Genomic DNA, 13,165 nt, shown 5'->3' with positions numbered 1-13,165 from the left:
CGCCGATTGCCGGTGGATGTTGAATTTTTTCTGGCAGCCTTCGACAGATGGCGTAGCTGGGCTATAACTAATCTGCTTTTCGCAAGTCATGAGGTAGAACATGAGCGACGATGATCTGGAAAACGACGACCTCGAAGTCGGTGAAGAAGACGAGGCCGAAGACGGCCTGGAAGCGGCGGCTGAAGACGTTGCCGACGATGATGGCGCCGATGTACCGGCCCCGACCGCCAAGGGCAAGGCCAAGGCTGCGGTGTCGGTCGACGAGTTGCCGAGCGTAGAGGCCAAGAACAAGGAGCGCGATGCGCTCGCCAAGGCCATGGAAGAATTCCTGGCCAGGGGCGGAAAGGTGCAGGAAGTGGAGGCCAATGTGGTCGCCGATCCGCCCAAGAAGCCTGACAACAAGTACGGCAGCCGCCCTATCTGAGTTTCTGCTTCTTGCTTGCTGAAAAAGCCCGCCGTCGTCGCGGGCTTTTTCATGGGTGCAGATTGGCTTTCAGGCTATGCGCAACCTTGTGGGAGCGAGCCTGCTCGCGATAGCGGTGTGTCTGACACATGAATGTCGCTGACACTCCCTCATCGCGAGCAGGCTCGCTCCCACAGGTCGCAGGCTCAGGGCTGTCCGTGCCAGCCCGCCAACAACCCCGGCAACTCGGTCAGGCTGCGAATCTCCGCATCCGGAACGTGCTCGGCATCCCAGGCCTTGCCTGCCGGGTTGAACCACACCGCCCGCAGGCCGGCCTGTTGGGCGCCGGCGATGTCATCGCCCGGGTGGTCCCCCACATGCACGGCGGTCTGCGCCGTGGCGCCACCGCGCTGCAAGGCTTCGTGGAACAGCCGCGCATCAGGTTTGGCGATGCCGATGTCTTCGGCGCAGAGGGCGAACTTGAAGTAATCCGCCAGCCCCAGGCGACGCACATCGGCGTTGCCATTGGTGACCACGCCGAGGGCGAAGTGGTTGGCGAGGATTTCCAGGGTGGGCTGCACCTCGGGGAAAATTTCCAGTTGATGGCGGGCGTGCAGGAACGTCTCGAACCCCTGGTCTGCCAGCTCGGACGCTTGCCATTGGTCATAGCCGGCTTCTTGCAGCGCACGGAACAGCACCCGCCGTCGCAATGCGCTGATGCGATGCTTCAGGCCGGGTTCTTCGCGCAGCACCTGCTCGCGAATCGAAAAAAGATGCTCGACCGGCAAGCCGCCCAGGTTCGGTGCGTTGTCGGTCAGCCACTGGCGTAGAACGGCTTCGGCCGTGGCGATCACCGGGGCGGTGTCCCACAAAGTGTCGTCGAGGTCGAAAGTGATGAGCTCGATGGTCATGATTCGTCGCCCTTGATACGTTTGGCCCTGGGATGGGCACTGTCATAGACCGTCGCCAGGTGCTGGAAGTCCAGGTGGGTATAGATCTGAGTGGTCTTGATGTCCGAGTGGCCCAGCAGTTCTTGCACGGCGCGCAGGTCCTGGGAGGACTCCAGCACATGGCTGGCGAAGGAGTGCCTGAGCATGTGCGGGTGCAGGTTCTGCCCCAGCTCGCGTTCGCCGGCCGCCTTGACCCGCACCTGGATCGCCCGGGGACCGAGGCGCCGACCCTGTTGGCTGACGAATACCGCGTCATCGGCAGGATTGCTCAGCGCCCGCAACGGCAGCCACAGTTCCAGTGCCTCCCGGGCCTTGCGGCCAATGGGCAGCAGGCGGGTCTTGCTGCCCTTGCCGAGCACCTGGACCATGCCATCGGCCAGGTCCAGTTGATCCAGGTTCAGCCCTGTCAGCTCGGAAAGCCTGAGGCCGGAGGAATAGAACAGTTCGAGAATCGCCTGGTCCCGGCGCGCCAGGAAGTCATCTTCGACCGCGCCTTCAAGCAGTTGCAGGGCGCGGTCGGTGTCGAGGGTTTTCGGCAGCCGACGCTCGCCCTTGGGCGGCGCCAGGCCGGTGGCCGGATCGTGATCGCACAGGCCTTCGCGGTTGAGGTAGTGATACAGCCCACGTACCGCTGAGAGCAGGCGCGCCAGGCTACGGGAAGATTGCCCTTGCTGATGCAGGCGTGCGACCAGGCTGCGCAGGCGCTGGATGTCCAGCGCCTGCCAACTGCCAACGTTCTGTTTCTGACACCAGCCCAGGACTTTTTCCAGGTCGCGACGATAGGCCGACAACGTGTGGGGTGACACCTGGCGCTCACTGCGCAGGTGCTCGCAGTAGGCCTCCAGCTGTCGTTCCATCTCAGCGTACCGAGCGCAGCGAACCGGCAACCCGTGGCAGCACCCGGCCGGTGACTTCGGCGATGTAGCTGAGGAACAGCGTGCCCACCGAACTCTTGTAGTGCTGGGGATCACGGCTGGCGATGGCCAACACGCCGTGTACGCCTTGATGAGCGATGGCGACGACGGCGGTGGAGCCGATCTGCTTGCGCTGTTCTTCGCCGAACAGGAAATCCAGCTCATGTTCGCGCAGGCTGCCGCTGACGCTTTTGTTTTCCGTGAGCAGGCCGCCAATGGCCGTCTGGGCTTCGGCGTGGGTCACCCAGCGGCCCACCGGCATGGCGTTGTCACCGAACAGGATCAGGCTGACAAAAGGCACCTGGAAATCCTGGCGCAGGCTGTCTTCGACGCTCATGACCAGGTCTTCGAGGGTGCTGGCGTCCATCAGGGCCAGGATCAGGCGGCGGGTCTTGTCGAAGAGCCGGTCGTTGTCCCGGGCGACGTCCATCAGGTGCGACAGGCGATGGCGCATTTCGATGTTGCGTTCGCGCAGGATCTTCATCTGATGCTCCACCAGCGACACGGTGTCGCCGCGCCGGTGGGGGATGCGCATCACTGAAAGCAAGTCTTCACGCTGAACGAAAAAGTCCGGATGAGCCTCCAGGTAAGCGGCCACTGCCGCGGCCTCCGGAAGCGGGCTCGAGGATTCATCGGGCTGTGGCGCTGGAACCTGTGGCGTGTCGGTCATGGGTTTGGCTCATTCAAAGACGAACTTGTCCTTCGTATACGCGTACTGCCGGGCCGGTCATCAGCACCGGTTGGCCGGGGCCTGCCCATTCGATGGACAGGCGCCCGCCAGGCAGGTCGATCAGTAGGGGCGAATCCATCCACCCCTGGCTGATCGCAGCGACTGCGGCGGCACAGGCGCCGGTGCCGCAGGCCTGGGTCTCCCCGGCACCGCGTTCCCAGACCCGCAACTGCGCGCGGTGACGGTCGATGACCTGCAGGAAACCCACGTTCACCCGTGCCGGAAAGCGCGGATGGTTTTCGATCTTAGGCCCCAGCTCATGCACCGGGGCGTTGTTGATGTCGCTGACCCGCAGCACGGCATGGGGATTGCCCATGGACACTGCCGCCAATTCCACCGCGGTGCCGTCGACGTCCAGTTGATAGCTCGGGGCCTGGGCCGGTGCTTCGAACGGAATCTCGGCCGGTATCAGGCGTGGGGGCCCCATGTTGACGCCGATCTGACCGTCGCTGCGTACGTCCAGCTCGATGATGCCACTTTTGGTCTCGACGCGAATCCTGCGCTTGGCCGTCAGGCGCTTGTCCAGCACGAAGCGGGCGAAGCAGCGTGCGCCGTTGCCGCATTGCTCGACTTCCGAACCGTCGGCGTTGAAGATCCGATAGCGAAAGTCCACGTCCGGGTTATTCGGTGCCTCGACGATCAGCAACTGGTCGAAACCGATACCGGTGTGCCGGTCGCCCCATTGCTTGGCATGTTTGGGCAGAATATGCGCGTGCTGGCTGACCAGGTCGAGAACCATGAAGTCATTGCCCAGGCCGTGCATCTTGGTAAAACGCAGCAGCATGGTTTTACTCCGGCAGCAGGCTTTCGCCGGCAAACAACTCGGCTACCGTCTCGCGGCGACGCACTTCGAATGCTTGATCACCGTCCACCAGCACCTCGGCGCAGCGACCGCGGGTGTTGTAGTTGGAACTCATGACAAACCCGTAGGCACCGGCCGAGTGCACGGCCAGCAGGTCACCTTCTTCCAGCGCCAGCTCACGGCCCTTGGCCAGGAAGTCACCGGTTTCGCAGATCGGGCCGACGATGTCGTAGCTGCGGGCGGCGGTATCGCGGGGGCGCACGGCGGTCACGTCCATCCACGCCTGGTACAGCGCCGGGCGGATCAGGTCGTTCATGGCCGCGTCGACGATGGCAAAGTCTTTGTGCTCGGTGTGCTTGAGGTACTCGACCTGGGTCAGCAGCACGCCGGCATTGGCCACGATGTAGCGGCCCGGCTCGAACATCAGTGCCAGGTCGCGACCGGCGAGGCGCTCGCGAACGGTCTTGATGTAGTCGGCCACCAGCGGCGGCTCTTCATCGCGGTAACGCACGCCGACACCGCCACCCAGGTCGATGTGACGCAGGTAGATGCCGCAATCGCCGAGGCGGTCGACCAGCGCCAGCAGGCGGTCGAGGGCATCGATGAAGGGTTCCAGGGTGGTCAGTTGCGAGCCGATGTGGCAGTCGACGCCCAGCACTTCCAGGTTCGGCAGTTGGGCGGCACGTACATAGACGTCTTCGGCGTCGGCGATGGCGATGCCGAACTTGTTTTCCTTGAGGCCGGTGGAGATGTACGGGTGGGTGCCGGCATCGACGTCCGGGTTCACGCGCAGGGAAATCGGCGCACGCACGCCCAGCTCGGCGGCGACGACCTGGAGGCGCTCCAGTTCGTCGGTGGATTCGATGTTGAAGCAATGCACGCCGACTTCCAGGGCGCGGCGCATGTCTTCGCGGGTCTTGCCGACACCGGAAAAGACGATCTTGTCGGGGCTGCCGCCAGCCGCCAGCACACGCTCGAGTTCGCCACCGGAGACGATGTCGAAACCGGCACCCAAACGCGCCAATACGTTGAGCACGCCCAGGTTGGAGTTGGCTTTCACGGCAAAGCACACCAGGTGCGGCATGCCGGTGAGAGCGTCGGCGAAGGTCCGGTACTGGGCTTCGATGTGGGCCCGGGAGTAGACGTAGGTCGGCGTGCCGAAACGCTCGGCAATCGCGGACAGGGCAACTCCTTCCGCGAACAGCTCCCCGCCACGGTAGTTAAAAGCGTCCATGGCGTTCCCTTAGTAAGTGGTGGAGTGGGTGTCGTGCGCGTGGGCCTTGGATTGCGACGACTTGGCCTGCTCTTCGGGGGACTTGCTGTCGTCAGGCAGGTACAGCGGACCTTTTTGACCACAGGCTGTCACAAGGCAGGCAACCGCGACGAGCGCAGCAAGGGAAGAGATCAGGCGCTTCATGGCGAAATCCTTGAAAATGCATTAATTGCGCCGGAGTATACCGGCCACCCGGCGGCTTGCCTATGCAACGGGGCTCCCGTCCGGCGGGGCTGGTGGTCGCCGATGGGTTATCCTTTGCAATCATCTGGCCGCGCCCGTATCTTGCGGCGCTTGAGCATGAGCAGACATTTTCGAGGTTGCCGCAATGAGTTTGACTGAAGCCCGTTTTCACGATCTGGTCGATACCACCCAGCAAATGCTGGAGGATATCTTCGATGAGAGCGAACTGGACATCGATCTGGAAAGCTCCGCCGGCGTGCTTACCGTCAAGTTCGAAAACGGCAGCCAGTTGATCTTCAGTCGCCAGGAGCCGCTGCGACAGTTGTGGCTGGCGGCGGTATCCGGTGGTTTCCACTTCGATTACGACGAGGAAAGCGAGCGCTGGATGTGCGACAAGAGCGAGGAGCAGTTGGGCGAGATGCTCGACCGTATCGTCAAGCAGCAGGCCGGTGTGGAACTTGAGTTCGAAGGTCTGTGACAACATGAGCCAGACTGCCCCGGCGCGGCCCCCCAAGCCGCTTTACAGCAATGTCAGTCCCGCCGTGCCGTCACCGTGTACCAGCGTGTGCAAGCTGGACGAACAGAAGGTCTGCCTCGGCTGTTTCCGCCATGTGGAGGATATCCGTGAATGGCGCTCGGCCGATGATGAGCGGCGGCGGGAGATCTGTGCCGAGGCGGCGGGGCGCAAAGCCCTGTAGGAGCTGCCGAAGGCTGCGATCTTTTGATCTTGATCTTTCATCCCCGATTCAATTGTCTGAGACAAGATCGCAGCCTCGTTGCACTCGTCAGCTCCTACTGATAGTGTCCGGCTACGCCTCAACTCATCGAGGCTCGTGAAAAACCCCGTCTTTTTGTGGCGGGGTTTTGCTTTTTTCGTGCAGAAGAAAGGAGTCTGCCTGAATCATGACCGCACCTTCCATCACCCTTACCCGCCTGGACGTACAGCGTCTGGAGCGCCTGATCGACAGTCTCGACGAAACGCTGCCGGGCGTGATTGCGTTGCAAACCGAGCTGGATCGCGCCGAGACCCTGGTGAGCCACGAGCAAGTGCCAGCCGATGTCGTGACCATGAACGCACGGGTGCATTGCCGTGAGGAAGGCAGCGGCAAGGACTATCACCTGACGCTGGTTTATCCACAGGACGCGAATGCCGACGAAGGCAAGGTCTCGATCCTGGCGCCGGTGGGCAGCGCCTTGCTGGGGCTGAAGGTCGGCCAGCACATCGATTGGCCGGCACCGGGCGGCAAGACCTTGAAGCTGACGCTGCTGGCGGTGGAATACCAGCCCGAAGCGGGTGGCGACTTTCACCTCTGAGGGCTTCAGACCAGGGCCAGCACCTCGTTCAGGGCGCGTTCCAGGTCGGCCTTGTAGCGCAGGTACAGATTGCTTGAGCAGGCGCTATCACCCAGCAGGCCCGAGAGGTCCAGGTCGGTGATATAGCAGCGATAGCGTTCGGCATCGCGGCGCTGTTCGACGATCTCATTGGCGACCACACGGAACAGTTGGTCGCCATGTTCCAGCTCCGAAAACTCCTGCTGGTTGCAATACAGGGTGACGTGGACCTGGCCATGGGTCGCCTTGCCAATGATGGCCTGCACGTCATAGAACGGCTTGTTCTCGGGTGTCTGCGGCGCTGGGCGCATGTCGACCCGGCGTGCACGTCCGTTGCCCGAGGGCAGGAGCTGGTAGTACAGGGTTTCCAGGTTCAAGGGCTGGTCGGTGTCCATCGACAGCAAGGCGTCCCGACGGTACAGCACCGATTGCAGGAAGCGTTGCAGCGGCACCAGCAGGCTGTGTTCGTCGTGATAAGGCAGGCGTTGCTGCCACAGGGCGTTGAGTTCATCGAGCACATACAGCTCGGCATCGTCCTCATTGACCCGGTAGAACACCTGGATGCATTCCGGCTGGCCCATGGGCAGGATCAGCGCCAGGTCATGGTCTTCCAGGGCCATCGGGTCCAGGTGCAGCGGACTGTAGGCGCTCAGCTCTTCGCCCAGGTAATCCAGCAACGCCGACAGGCTGCCCAGCGCCACATGCCTGACCTGGCCGGGCACCAGTTCGAGTACGTGATAATGCTGTTGCACCTGCAGCAGGTAGCGGTGATTGAGTCTGCTCAGCAGCAGGGTCTGGGCCGTTTCGATGACCTCTTCGACCCGCCGCGCAATGAACTGCGCCCGGTTGTGGCAGAAACAGCGCACCTGCAAGCGCGGCTGGCGCTGTGTGGCGGGCAGGTCGTTGAGGTAGTCGCGCAGACAGTCGAGCAGCGCGTGCTCGCCATCGAAACGGTTGACCAGCACTTCATTCCAGCTATTGAGCGTGACCTGGTCGAGGGTCAGCACCAGGTTTTCCCGGACCCCGGCGTAGCTCAGGGAGTCGGTGCGCTCGGTGGTCATCAGGATGTTCAGGTCGCGGTGATGCTTGAGCGGGTCGACGCCGACGTTCACCAGGATCAGCACTTCACTGGGCACGCTGGCGTGCAGCAGCTGTTCTTCGTCGACTGTGACCAGGGGCAGGGCGATGGACTGCTGCAGGCTGCCCAGCAGGTTGAACAGTTCGAACTCGCTCAAGTCGCTGTCGCCGGGGTGCAGCGCCAGGCGCGTGCTGCTGTCGATCACGCCGTTGCGGTGGCACCAGGTCAGCAGCTCCAGCAGTTCGCGGCTGCGCTTGATCGGCGCGAAGTTCTCCCACTCCAGGGCGTTGAGGCTGCCGTTGTACAGGCCCCACTGATTCTGCCCGGGTTCTTTCTTGTTGGGCGACTGGACCAGCGTCAGGGTGTCCTCGGCCAGGTCCGGGGCGATGCCGGGATTGATGAACTCGACCTTGTCGGCCTTGCGTTCGAAGGCTGCATACAGCCGTCGGCCAAGCACGTTGAGGTCGCGCTTGTTGATCAGGCTGACGGTTTTCTCGGTGCGGGCGAACTGGGTCAGGAAGCGGTAGCTGTAGGTCAGTTCATTGACCAGCGCCCGGCGTTCGTTGCTGACCTGGCGCACCTTCCACTGGCTGCGGCTGTCCAGCAGCGCCAGTTGACGCGGGTCCCAGCCCCACTCCCCGGCCAGGCGTTCGAGCAGCGTACGCTGCCAGCCATTGCTGCGCCCCTGGCCGGTGAGCTTGCGATTGACCTTCAGGTACAGCGCGCGCCGGATCAACTCCAGGCGTTCGGGTTCGCCGCGAGCGTTGAGGTATTCCTCGATGCGGCGGTAGACCAGCATGTACGGGTCCAGCTCTTCCAGGTCCAGGTGATTGGCGAACACGGCCTGCTTGAAACGCAGGCTCAGGCAGCGGACATCGGGGTGTTCGCTGGCATAGACCTCGGTCAGCAGCAGCTTGAGCACGGACTTGTAGGGCGACTCTATGCCCTTGAACAATTGCCAGAGGCCGGCGCCGATGAACTCCCCCGGCGGGATGTAGGCCAGGTGCCCGAGGTCCAGCGTCTCATCGGCACGGATGAAGCGCTTGGAAAGCAACGTATGGGTGTATTGCTCATAGTTGTCTTCCTCGTAGACCGGCACCAGCCACCAGATCGGTGTACGACCGGCCAGCCAGATCGCCGTGCGGTAGAACTCGTCCAGCAGCAAGTAGTGCTGGGTCGTGCCGCAATCGTCGGAGCTGAGTTGATTGTCTCGTTCACCCCGCACGAACCGGGCCGGGTCGATCAGGAAAAAGTGGGCTTCGGCGCCCTGGGTCGCCGCCCAGGCTTCGAGCAATTGGCATTTCTTGCGCAGTTCGGCCAGTTCGTCGTCGCTCAGGTCCGGCCCGTGGCAGACCCACACATCCATGTCGCTCTGATCCGCTTGGGCGAGCGTGCCCAGGCTGCCCATCAGGTACAAGCCAAGGATCGGTCGCGGCGGGTTGCTACCGTGGCGTGGCTTGTAGGAGAACGAGCGGGTCAGTCGCTGGGCATCGGCGAGGACGCTGGCGTCGGGTTCGTAGTTCGACAGCCCGGCCGGTGTGCTACCGGAGACGTAGCCTGGTAGCAGGGGATGGTTGACGTGGAAAAACAGCGGAAGCAGCGTCAGCACGCCTTGCTGGCGAGGCGACAGGCCTTCCATGGCGCGATCCATCCGGACGGTGTTGAGCTTGAGAAAACGTGCGCGCAGCTGACTCAGGACCTTACGGTCAATTCCCTCGTCCAGATCGGGGCGTATTTCGTGATTGCGGGTCATGTCGGCTCAAACCGGCTCGCGGCGTCGAACGTGAGAAATCAGGGGGTAACGGCAGTTTAGCGTCCGGGCTGGGGATTTCTTAAGCCGAAAGTAGGGTTTGGGTGTCAGGTTTTTCACACAAAACGCCCACGCCTGCGGAAATCCGGCGAAGCAGATTTCCGTGGGCGACAGGGAGTCAGGCGGCTTCTTGAACGCTGAGTATCGTCAGAACGGTTTGTATGTTTTGCGCGGCATCACGACCCAGGCTGGTCAGGTAACCACCGTCGGGTTGGGTGATCAGTTCTTTTTCATACAGGCGTTGGGCGGCGGCAACAGCTTTTGGGGCAGCGGTCTGATGGATTTTCAAACCCTCCTGGGAACTGTCCAGGTTGAAGAGTGCAAGGATTTCCAGTTCGGCAACCAGCTCAGGGGTAAGCGACATAAGGACTCCAGACTTTCTAGAATATGGTCGATAGCGTCACTAAGGTGAGCGCACTCGGCCGAGCTGTCCAGTGCCGGAGGCAGGCTTTTTTTGTTTTGGGTGGTAGAGCCGATGTCTTCTGCGATGGCGGGACCACGCAAGTCCCCTGTGGCGAGGGGATTTATCCCCGTTGGGTCGCGAAGCGACCCTTGAAATTATCGCCGCCCGATTTTTTAGGCCTGCTGCGCAGTCCAGCGGGGATAAATCCCCTCGCCACAAGAGCAGTCGCGTACCGTAAGTTCAGTTCCTTTCCGGCGGCAACTCGGGCAGCTTGCGCAGCGCCGCTTCGTACCATTGGGTATTGAACGGGCGGTCTTCATCGAGCATCGCGTCGATCTCATAGGCCAGTACGTGGGCCATGAGGTTCAGGATGTCTTCGCGCTCGTAATTGACCAGGGTCAGTTTGTTGAAGGTGGCCTTGGCCGCAGGCGGATTGTCGCTTTCGATCTGGTTTTCGATGGCTTCGATCAGGGTCGACTCGACGAATTCTTCTTCGTCGTTGTCGATGTCGGTTGGCTCGCTCATGGCAGGCTCCTGTGAGAAAGGCGCCAGTTTACCTGCATTCAGCGGCGTGATGCGGCTGGCGAGAAACCTCCTGGCAGTCTATAACGCAAGGCTGCCCACCCCACACGGTCCGGAGGTATCTGCAATGCTCAAGCTCTACGGTTTCTGCGCCAGTAACTACTACAACATGGTCAAGCTGGCGTTGCTGGAGAAGGGCGTGCCCTTCGAAGAAGTGTCGTTCTTTGGCAGCCAGACCCCGGAAGTACTCGCCATCAGCCCGCGGGGCAAAGTGCCGGTGCTGAAAACCGACCGGGGCTTCATCAACGAAACCAGCGTGATCCTCGAATACATCGAGCAAACCCAGCCCGGCAAAGCCCTGCTGCCCGCCGACCCGTTCGAACGCGCCCAGGTCCTGGCCCTGTGCCGGGAGATCGAGCTGTACATCGAACTGCCGGGGCGCGCCTGCTATGCCGAGGCATTTTTCGGCATGTCGGTACCGGAGCCCATCAAGGAAAAGGCCAGGGCTGAACTGTTGCTGGGGTTCGCCTCGCTCGGTCGGCATGGCAAATTTGCTCCCTTTGTCGCGGGCGACAGCTTGAGCATTGCCGATCTGTATTTTCTCTACGGTGTTTCGCCAGCCTTACAGGTGGGCAAGAAGTTGTTCGATATCGACCTGTTCGCAGACATGCCGGCAGCCAAGGCGCTGATGCAGCGGTTGGGGGAGAATCCGCATGTGCAGCGGATTGCAGAGGATAGGGAAGCAGGGATGCCGGCATTTTTGGCGATGATCGCCGCCAAGAAGTGAGATTGGTGCGGTTCTGAAGACTGCTTTCGCGAGTAGGCTCGCTCCCACAGGGGGATCTCAGTGAACACAGACTTGTGAACAACAGAGATCCCTTGTGGGAGCGAGCCTGCTCGCGATGCTTTTAGCTCTTAGCGGCTGGCAAGCAGCGCCTGGCCACGCACCACGGCAGCCTTGACCTGCGCCGGCGCGGTACCGCCGATATGGTCACGGGCGTTGACCGAGCCTTCCAGGGTCAGCACCGCAAACACGTCCTGCTCGATCTGGTCGCTGAACTGGCGCAGTTCGTCCAGGCTCATCTCCGCCAGATCCTTGCCACTGTCCACGCCGTACTTCACGGCGTGGCCGACGATTTCGTGGCAATCGCGGAACGGCAGGCCACGGCGCACCAGGTAATCGGCCAGGTCTGTTGCCGTGGAGAAACCACGCAGGGCCGCTTCGCGCATCACCGCATGCTTGGGCTTGATGGCCGGGATCATGTCGGCGAAGGCGCGTAGTGAGTCGCGCAGGGTGTCAGCGGCGTCGAACAGCGGCTCCTTGTCCTCCTGGTTGTCCTTGTTGTAGGCCAGCGGTTGGCCTTTCATTAGGGTCAGCAGGCCCATCAGCGCGCCGAACACCCGGCCGCTCTTGCCCCGTACCAGCTCCGGCACGTCGGGGTTTTTCTTTTGCGGCATGATCGAGCTGCCGGTGCAGAAGCGATCCGGCAGGTCGATGAACTGGAACTGCGCGCTGGTCCACAGCACCAGCTCTTCGGAGAAGCGCGACAGGTGCATCATCGCGATGCTCGCGGCGGCGCAGAATTCGATGGCGAAATCGCGGTCCGAGACGTTATCCAGCGAGTTGCCGCCCACGGCGTCGAAGCCCAGCAGTTGGGCGGTGTACTCGCGATCGATCGGGTAGGTGGTACCGGCCAGGGCGGCGCTGCCCAGGGGCATGCGGTTGGTGCGCTTGCGGCAATCGACCAGGCGCTCGTAGTCGCGGCTGAGCATTTCGAACCAGGCCAGCATGTGATGCCCGAAGGTCACCGGTTGCGCGGTCTGCAGGTGGGTGAAGCCGGGCATGATGCTTTCGGCTTCGCGCTCGGCCTGTTCCAGCAGGCCTTTTTGCAGGCGGGTGATTTCGGCCAGGATCAGGTCGATTTCATCGCGCAGCCACAGGCGGATGTCGGTGGCGACCTGGTCGTTGCGGCTGCGGCCGGTGTGCAGTTTCTTGCCGGTCACGCCGATGCGGTCGGTCAGGCGTGCTTCGATGTTCATGTGCACGTCTTCAAGGTCGACACGCCAGTCGAACTGGCCGGCCTCGATTTCAGCCTGGATGGTCTTCAGGCCATCGATGATGCTGTCGCGCTCGGCATCGGTCAGCACGCCGACCTTGGCCAGCATGGTGGCGTGGGCGATCGAACCCATGATGTCGTGGCGATACAGGCGCTGGTCGAAGTTGACGGAGGCGGTGAAGCGGGCGACGAAGGCGTCGACGGGTTCACTGAAGCGGCCGCCCCAGGACTGATTGGTCTTGTCAGTGCTCATGAATTCGCTCGTGATCGGCTGTGGAAAAAGTAGCGGTTAAAGGCTGCGGCGGATGATAGCAGGGTTGCCGGGGCTGGCGCTGGCACTGGTCGGCAGGTTTTTTGCGCATGCCCCGGGCACTCAGGCAGGTTTCTGCACAACGATATTTTCCGATTGAGCAATATCGTCGTGGCAACCGTCTACAGTGGACGATAGGAGTTTTGCTTTTCCATCATGGCGCATGGGGCGAATCAACCAGGGGGGCTCAATTTGATCGGACCGAAAATGAACAATCCCTACGGCGACGCCGTGCGACAACGGGCCTCGGGCATCGGTCGGCAAGCGCTGGTAAAGATAGACAACCGCCTCGCGGCACTTTTTGGCCCTCGAGCGAGTCTTAGCGTGGATCGCGGTGACGGATGTCACTTCCCCTGTCTACGCTATCCTTGTGCGAGACTCACGCAGGAATCCAGCGC

General features: G+C 62.1%; 15 protein-coding genes. 5 read left to right on the top strand and 10 right to left on the bottom strand.

Annotation, left to right across the window (positions count from 1 at the left end; all coding sequences use genetic code 11):
* Positions 1-100: 100 nt before the first annotated feature.
* Positions 101-424: a transcriptional regulator SutA gene (sutA, locus tag LOY67_RS27160; protein WP_265065207.1), complete on the top strand. Its 324-nt coding sequence runs from the start codon at positions 101-103 to the stop codon at positions 422-424.
* Positions 425-609: 185 nt separating this feature from the next.
* Here the strand turns inward: sutA and LOY67_RS27155 are convergent, their stop codons facing one another.
* From LOY67_RS27155 to lptM, 6 genes are read right to left on the bottom strand one after another with little or no spacing between them, the layout of a single operon-like run.
* A complete protein-coding gene (locus LOY67_RS27155) occupies positions 610-1,314 on the bottom strand; it encodes an HAD family hydrolase (RefSeq protein ID WP_265065206.1) in 705 nt (234 codons plus the stop codon).
* The gene (gene xerC, locus LOY67_RS27150; RefSeq protein ID WP_265065205.1) at positions 1,311-2,210 is read right to left on the bottom strand and encodes a tyrosine recombinase XerC; all 900 of its coding nucleotides are present in this window, start codon (positions 2,208-2,210) and stop codon (positions 1,311-1,313) included. Before xerC ends, LOY67_RS27155 begins: the two co-directional genes overlap by 4 nt.
* A gap of 1 nt (position 2,211) precedes the next feature.
* Complete coding sequence (locus tag LOY67_RS27145) at positions 2,212-2,937, bottom strand: DUF484 family protein (RefSeq protein WP_265065204.1); 726 nt, start codon at positions 2,935-2,937, stop codon at positions 2,212-2,214.
* Between the two features lie 13 nt (positions 2,938-2,950).
* Complete coding sequence (gene dapF / locus LOY67_RS27140; RefSeq protein WP_265065203.1) at positions 2,951-3,781, bottom strand: diaminopimelate epimerase; 831 nt, start codon at positions 3,779-3,781, stop codon at positions 2,951-2,953.
* Positions 3,782-3,785: 4 nt separating this feature from the next.
* Positions 3,786-5,033 carry a diaminopimelate decarboxylase gene (gene lysA, locus LOY67_RS27135; RefSeq protein ID WP_265065202.1) on the bottom strand — a complete coding sequence of 416 codons (1,248 nt, stop codon included), beginning with the start codon at positions 5,031-5,033 and terminating at the stop codon, positions 3,786-3,788.
* Positions 5,034-5,042: 9 nt separating this feature from the next.
* Positions 5,043-5,216, bottom strand: coding sequence for an LPS translocon maturation chaperone LptM (gene lptM, locus LOY67_RS27130; protein ID WP_214999771.1), 174 nt, complete (start codon positions 5,214-5,216; stop codon positions 5,043-5,045).
* A gap of 184 nt (positions 5,217-5,400) precedes the next feature.
* Here lptM and cyaY point away from each other — a divergent pair, with 184 nt between their 5' ends.
* The 3 genes from cyaY (at position 5,401) to rnk (ending at position 6,569) form a co-directional block, all read left to right on the top strand.
* Positions 5,401-5,733, top strand: coding sequence for an iron donor protein CyaY (gene cyaY / locus LOY67_RS27125; protein ID WP_265065201.1), 333 nt, complete (start codon positions 5,401-5,403; stop codon positions 5,731-5,733).
* Positions 5,734-5,737: 4 nt separating this feature from the next.
* Positions 5,738-5,953, top strand: a complete 216-nt coding sequence (locus LOY67_RS27120) for a DUF1289 domain-containing protein (RefSeq protein ID WP_265065200.1) — start codon at positions 5,738-5,740, stop codon at positions 5,951-5,953.
* Between the two features lie 205 nt (positions 5,954-6,158).
* Positions 6,159-6,569 carry a nucleoside diphosphate kinase regulator gene (rnk, locus tag LOY67_RS27115; RefSeq protein WP_265065199.1) on the top strand — a complete coding sequence of 137 codons (411 nt, stop codon included), beginning with the start codon at positions 6,159-6,161 and terminating at the stop codon, positions 6,567-6,569.
* Positions 6,570-6,574: 5 nt separating this feature from the next.
* On the opposite strand, the gene LOY67_RS27110 is transcribed toward rnk, so the two are convergent.
* From LOY67_RS27110 to LOY67_RS27100, 3 genes are all read right to left on the bottom strand, one after another.
* Positions 6,575-9,418: a class I adenylate cyclase gene (locus tag LOY67_RS27110; protein WP_265065198.1), complete on the bottom strand. Its 2,844-nt coding sequence runs from the start codon at positions 9,416-9,418 to the stop codon at positions 6,575-6,577.
* 175 nt (positions 9,419-9,593) lie between these two features.
* Positions 9,594-9,839, bottom strand: a complete 246-nt coding sequence (locus tag LOY67_RS27105) for a TIGR02647 family protein (protein WP_265065197.1) — start codon at positions 9,837-9,839, stop codon at positions 9,594-9,596.
* Positions 9,840-10,118: 279 nt separating this feature from the next.
* A complete protein-coding gene (locus tag LOY67_RS27100) occupies positions 10,119-10,403 on the bottom strand; it encodes a hypothetical protein (protein WP_265065196.1) in 285 nt (94 codons plus the stop codon).
* Positions 10,404-10,527: 124 nt separating this feature from the next.
* Here LOY67_RS27100 and LOY67_RS27095 point away from each other — a divergent pair, with 124 nt between their 5' ends.
* Positions 10,528-11,187, top strand: coding sequence for a glutathione S-transferase family protein (locus LOY67_RS27095; RefSeq protein WP_265065195.1), 660 nt, complete (start codon positions 10,528-10,530; stop codon positions 11,185-11,187).
* Between the two features lie 128 nt (positions 11,188-11,315).
* On the opposite strand, the gene argH is transcribed toward LOY67_RS27095, so the two are convergent.
* Positions 11,316-12,710 carry an argininosuccinate lyase gene (gene argH / locus LOY67_RS27090; protein ID WP_134926354.1) on the bottom strand — a complete coding sequence of 465 codons (1,395 nt, stop codon included), beginning with the start codon at positions 12,708-12,710 and terminating at the stop codon, positions 11,316-11,318.
* Positions 12,711-13,165 lie beyond the last annotated feature (455 nt).

It is taken from the genome of Pseudomonas sp. B21-056 (assembly GCF_026016325.1).
Classification (GTDB): domain Bacteria; phylum Pseudomonadota; class Gammaproteobacteria; order Pseudomonadales; family Pseudomonadaceae; genus Aquipseudomonas.
Note: the sequence above shows the minus strand (reverse complement) of the source record. Positions and strands in the feature narration are given on the sequence as shown.

Bases quoted from the DNA above. Each gene is read 5' to 3' on its own strand.
- LOY67_RS27095 (WP_265065195.1), top strand. From the start codon at position 10,528: ATGCTCAAGCTCTACGGTTTCTGCGCCAGTAACTACTACAACATGGTC.
- dapF (WP_265065203.1), bottom strand. From the start codon at position 3,781: ATGCTGCTGCGTTTTACCAAGATGCACGGCCTGGGCAATGACTTCATG.
- rnk (WP_265065199.1), top strand. From the start codon at position 6,159: ATGACCGCACCTTCCATCACCCTTACCCGCCTGGACGTACAGCGTCTG.
- LOY67_RS27145 (WP_265065204.1), bottom strand. From the start codon at position 2,937: ATGACCGACACGCCACAGGTTCCAGCGCCACAGCCCGATGAATCCTCG.
- LOY67_RS27100 (WP_265065196.1), bottom strand. From the start codon at position 10,403: ATGAGCGAGCCAACCGACATCGACAACGACGAAGAAGAATTCGTCGAG.
- lysA (WP_265065202.1), bottom strand. From the start codon at position 5,033: ATGGACGCTTTTAACTACCGTGGCGGGGAGCTGTTCGCGGAAGGAGTT.
- LOY67_RS27105 (WP_265065197.1), bottom strand. From the start codon at position 9,839: ATGTCGCTTACCCCTGAGCTGGTTGCCGAACTGGAAATCCTTGCACTC.
- xerC (WP_265065205.1), bottom strand. From the start codon at position 2,210: ATGGAACGACAGCTGGAGGCCTACTGCGAGCACCTGCGCAGTGAGCGC.
- cyaY (WP_265065201.1), top strand. From the start codon at position 5,401: ATGAGTTTGACTGAAGCCCGTTTTCACGATCTGGTCGATACCACCCAG.
- LOY67_RS27155 (WP_265065206.1), bottom strand. From the start codon at position 1,314: ATGACCATCGAGCTCATCACTTTCGACCTCGACGACACTTTGTGGGAC.
- LOY67_RS27110 (WP_265065198.1), bottom strand. From the start codon at position 9,418: ATGACCCGCAATCACGAAATACGCCCCGATCTGGACGAGGGAATTGAC.
- lptM (WP_214999771.1), bottom strand. From the start codon at position 5,216: ATGAAGCGCCTGATCTCTTCCCTTGCTGCGCTCGTCGCGGTTGCCTGC.
- sutA (WP_265065207.1), top strand. From the start codon at position 101: ATGAGCGACGATGATCTGGAAAACGACGACCTCGAAGTCGGTGAAGAA.
- argH (WP_134926354.1), bottom strand. From the start codon at position 12,710: ATGAGCACTGACAAGACCAATCAGTCCTGGGGCGGCCGCTTCAGTGAA.
- LOY67_RS27120 (WP_265065200.1), top strand. From the start codon at position 5,738: ATGAGCCAGACTGCCCCGGCGCGGCCCCCCAAGCCGCTTTACAGCAAT.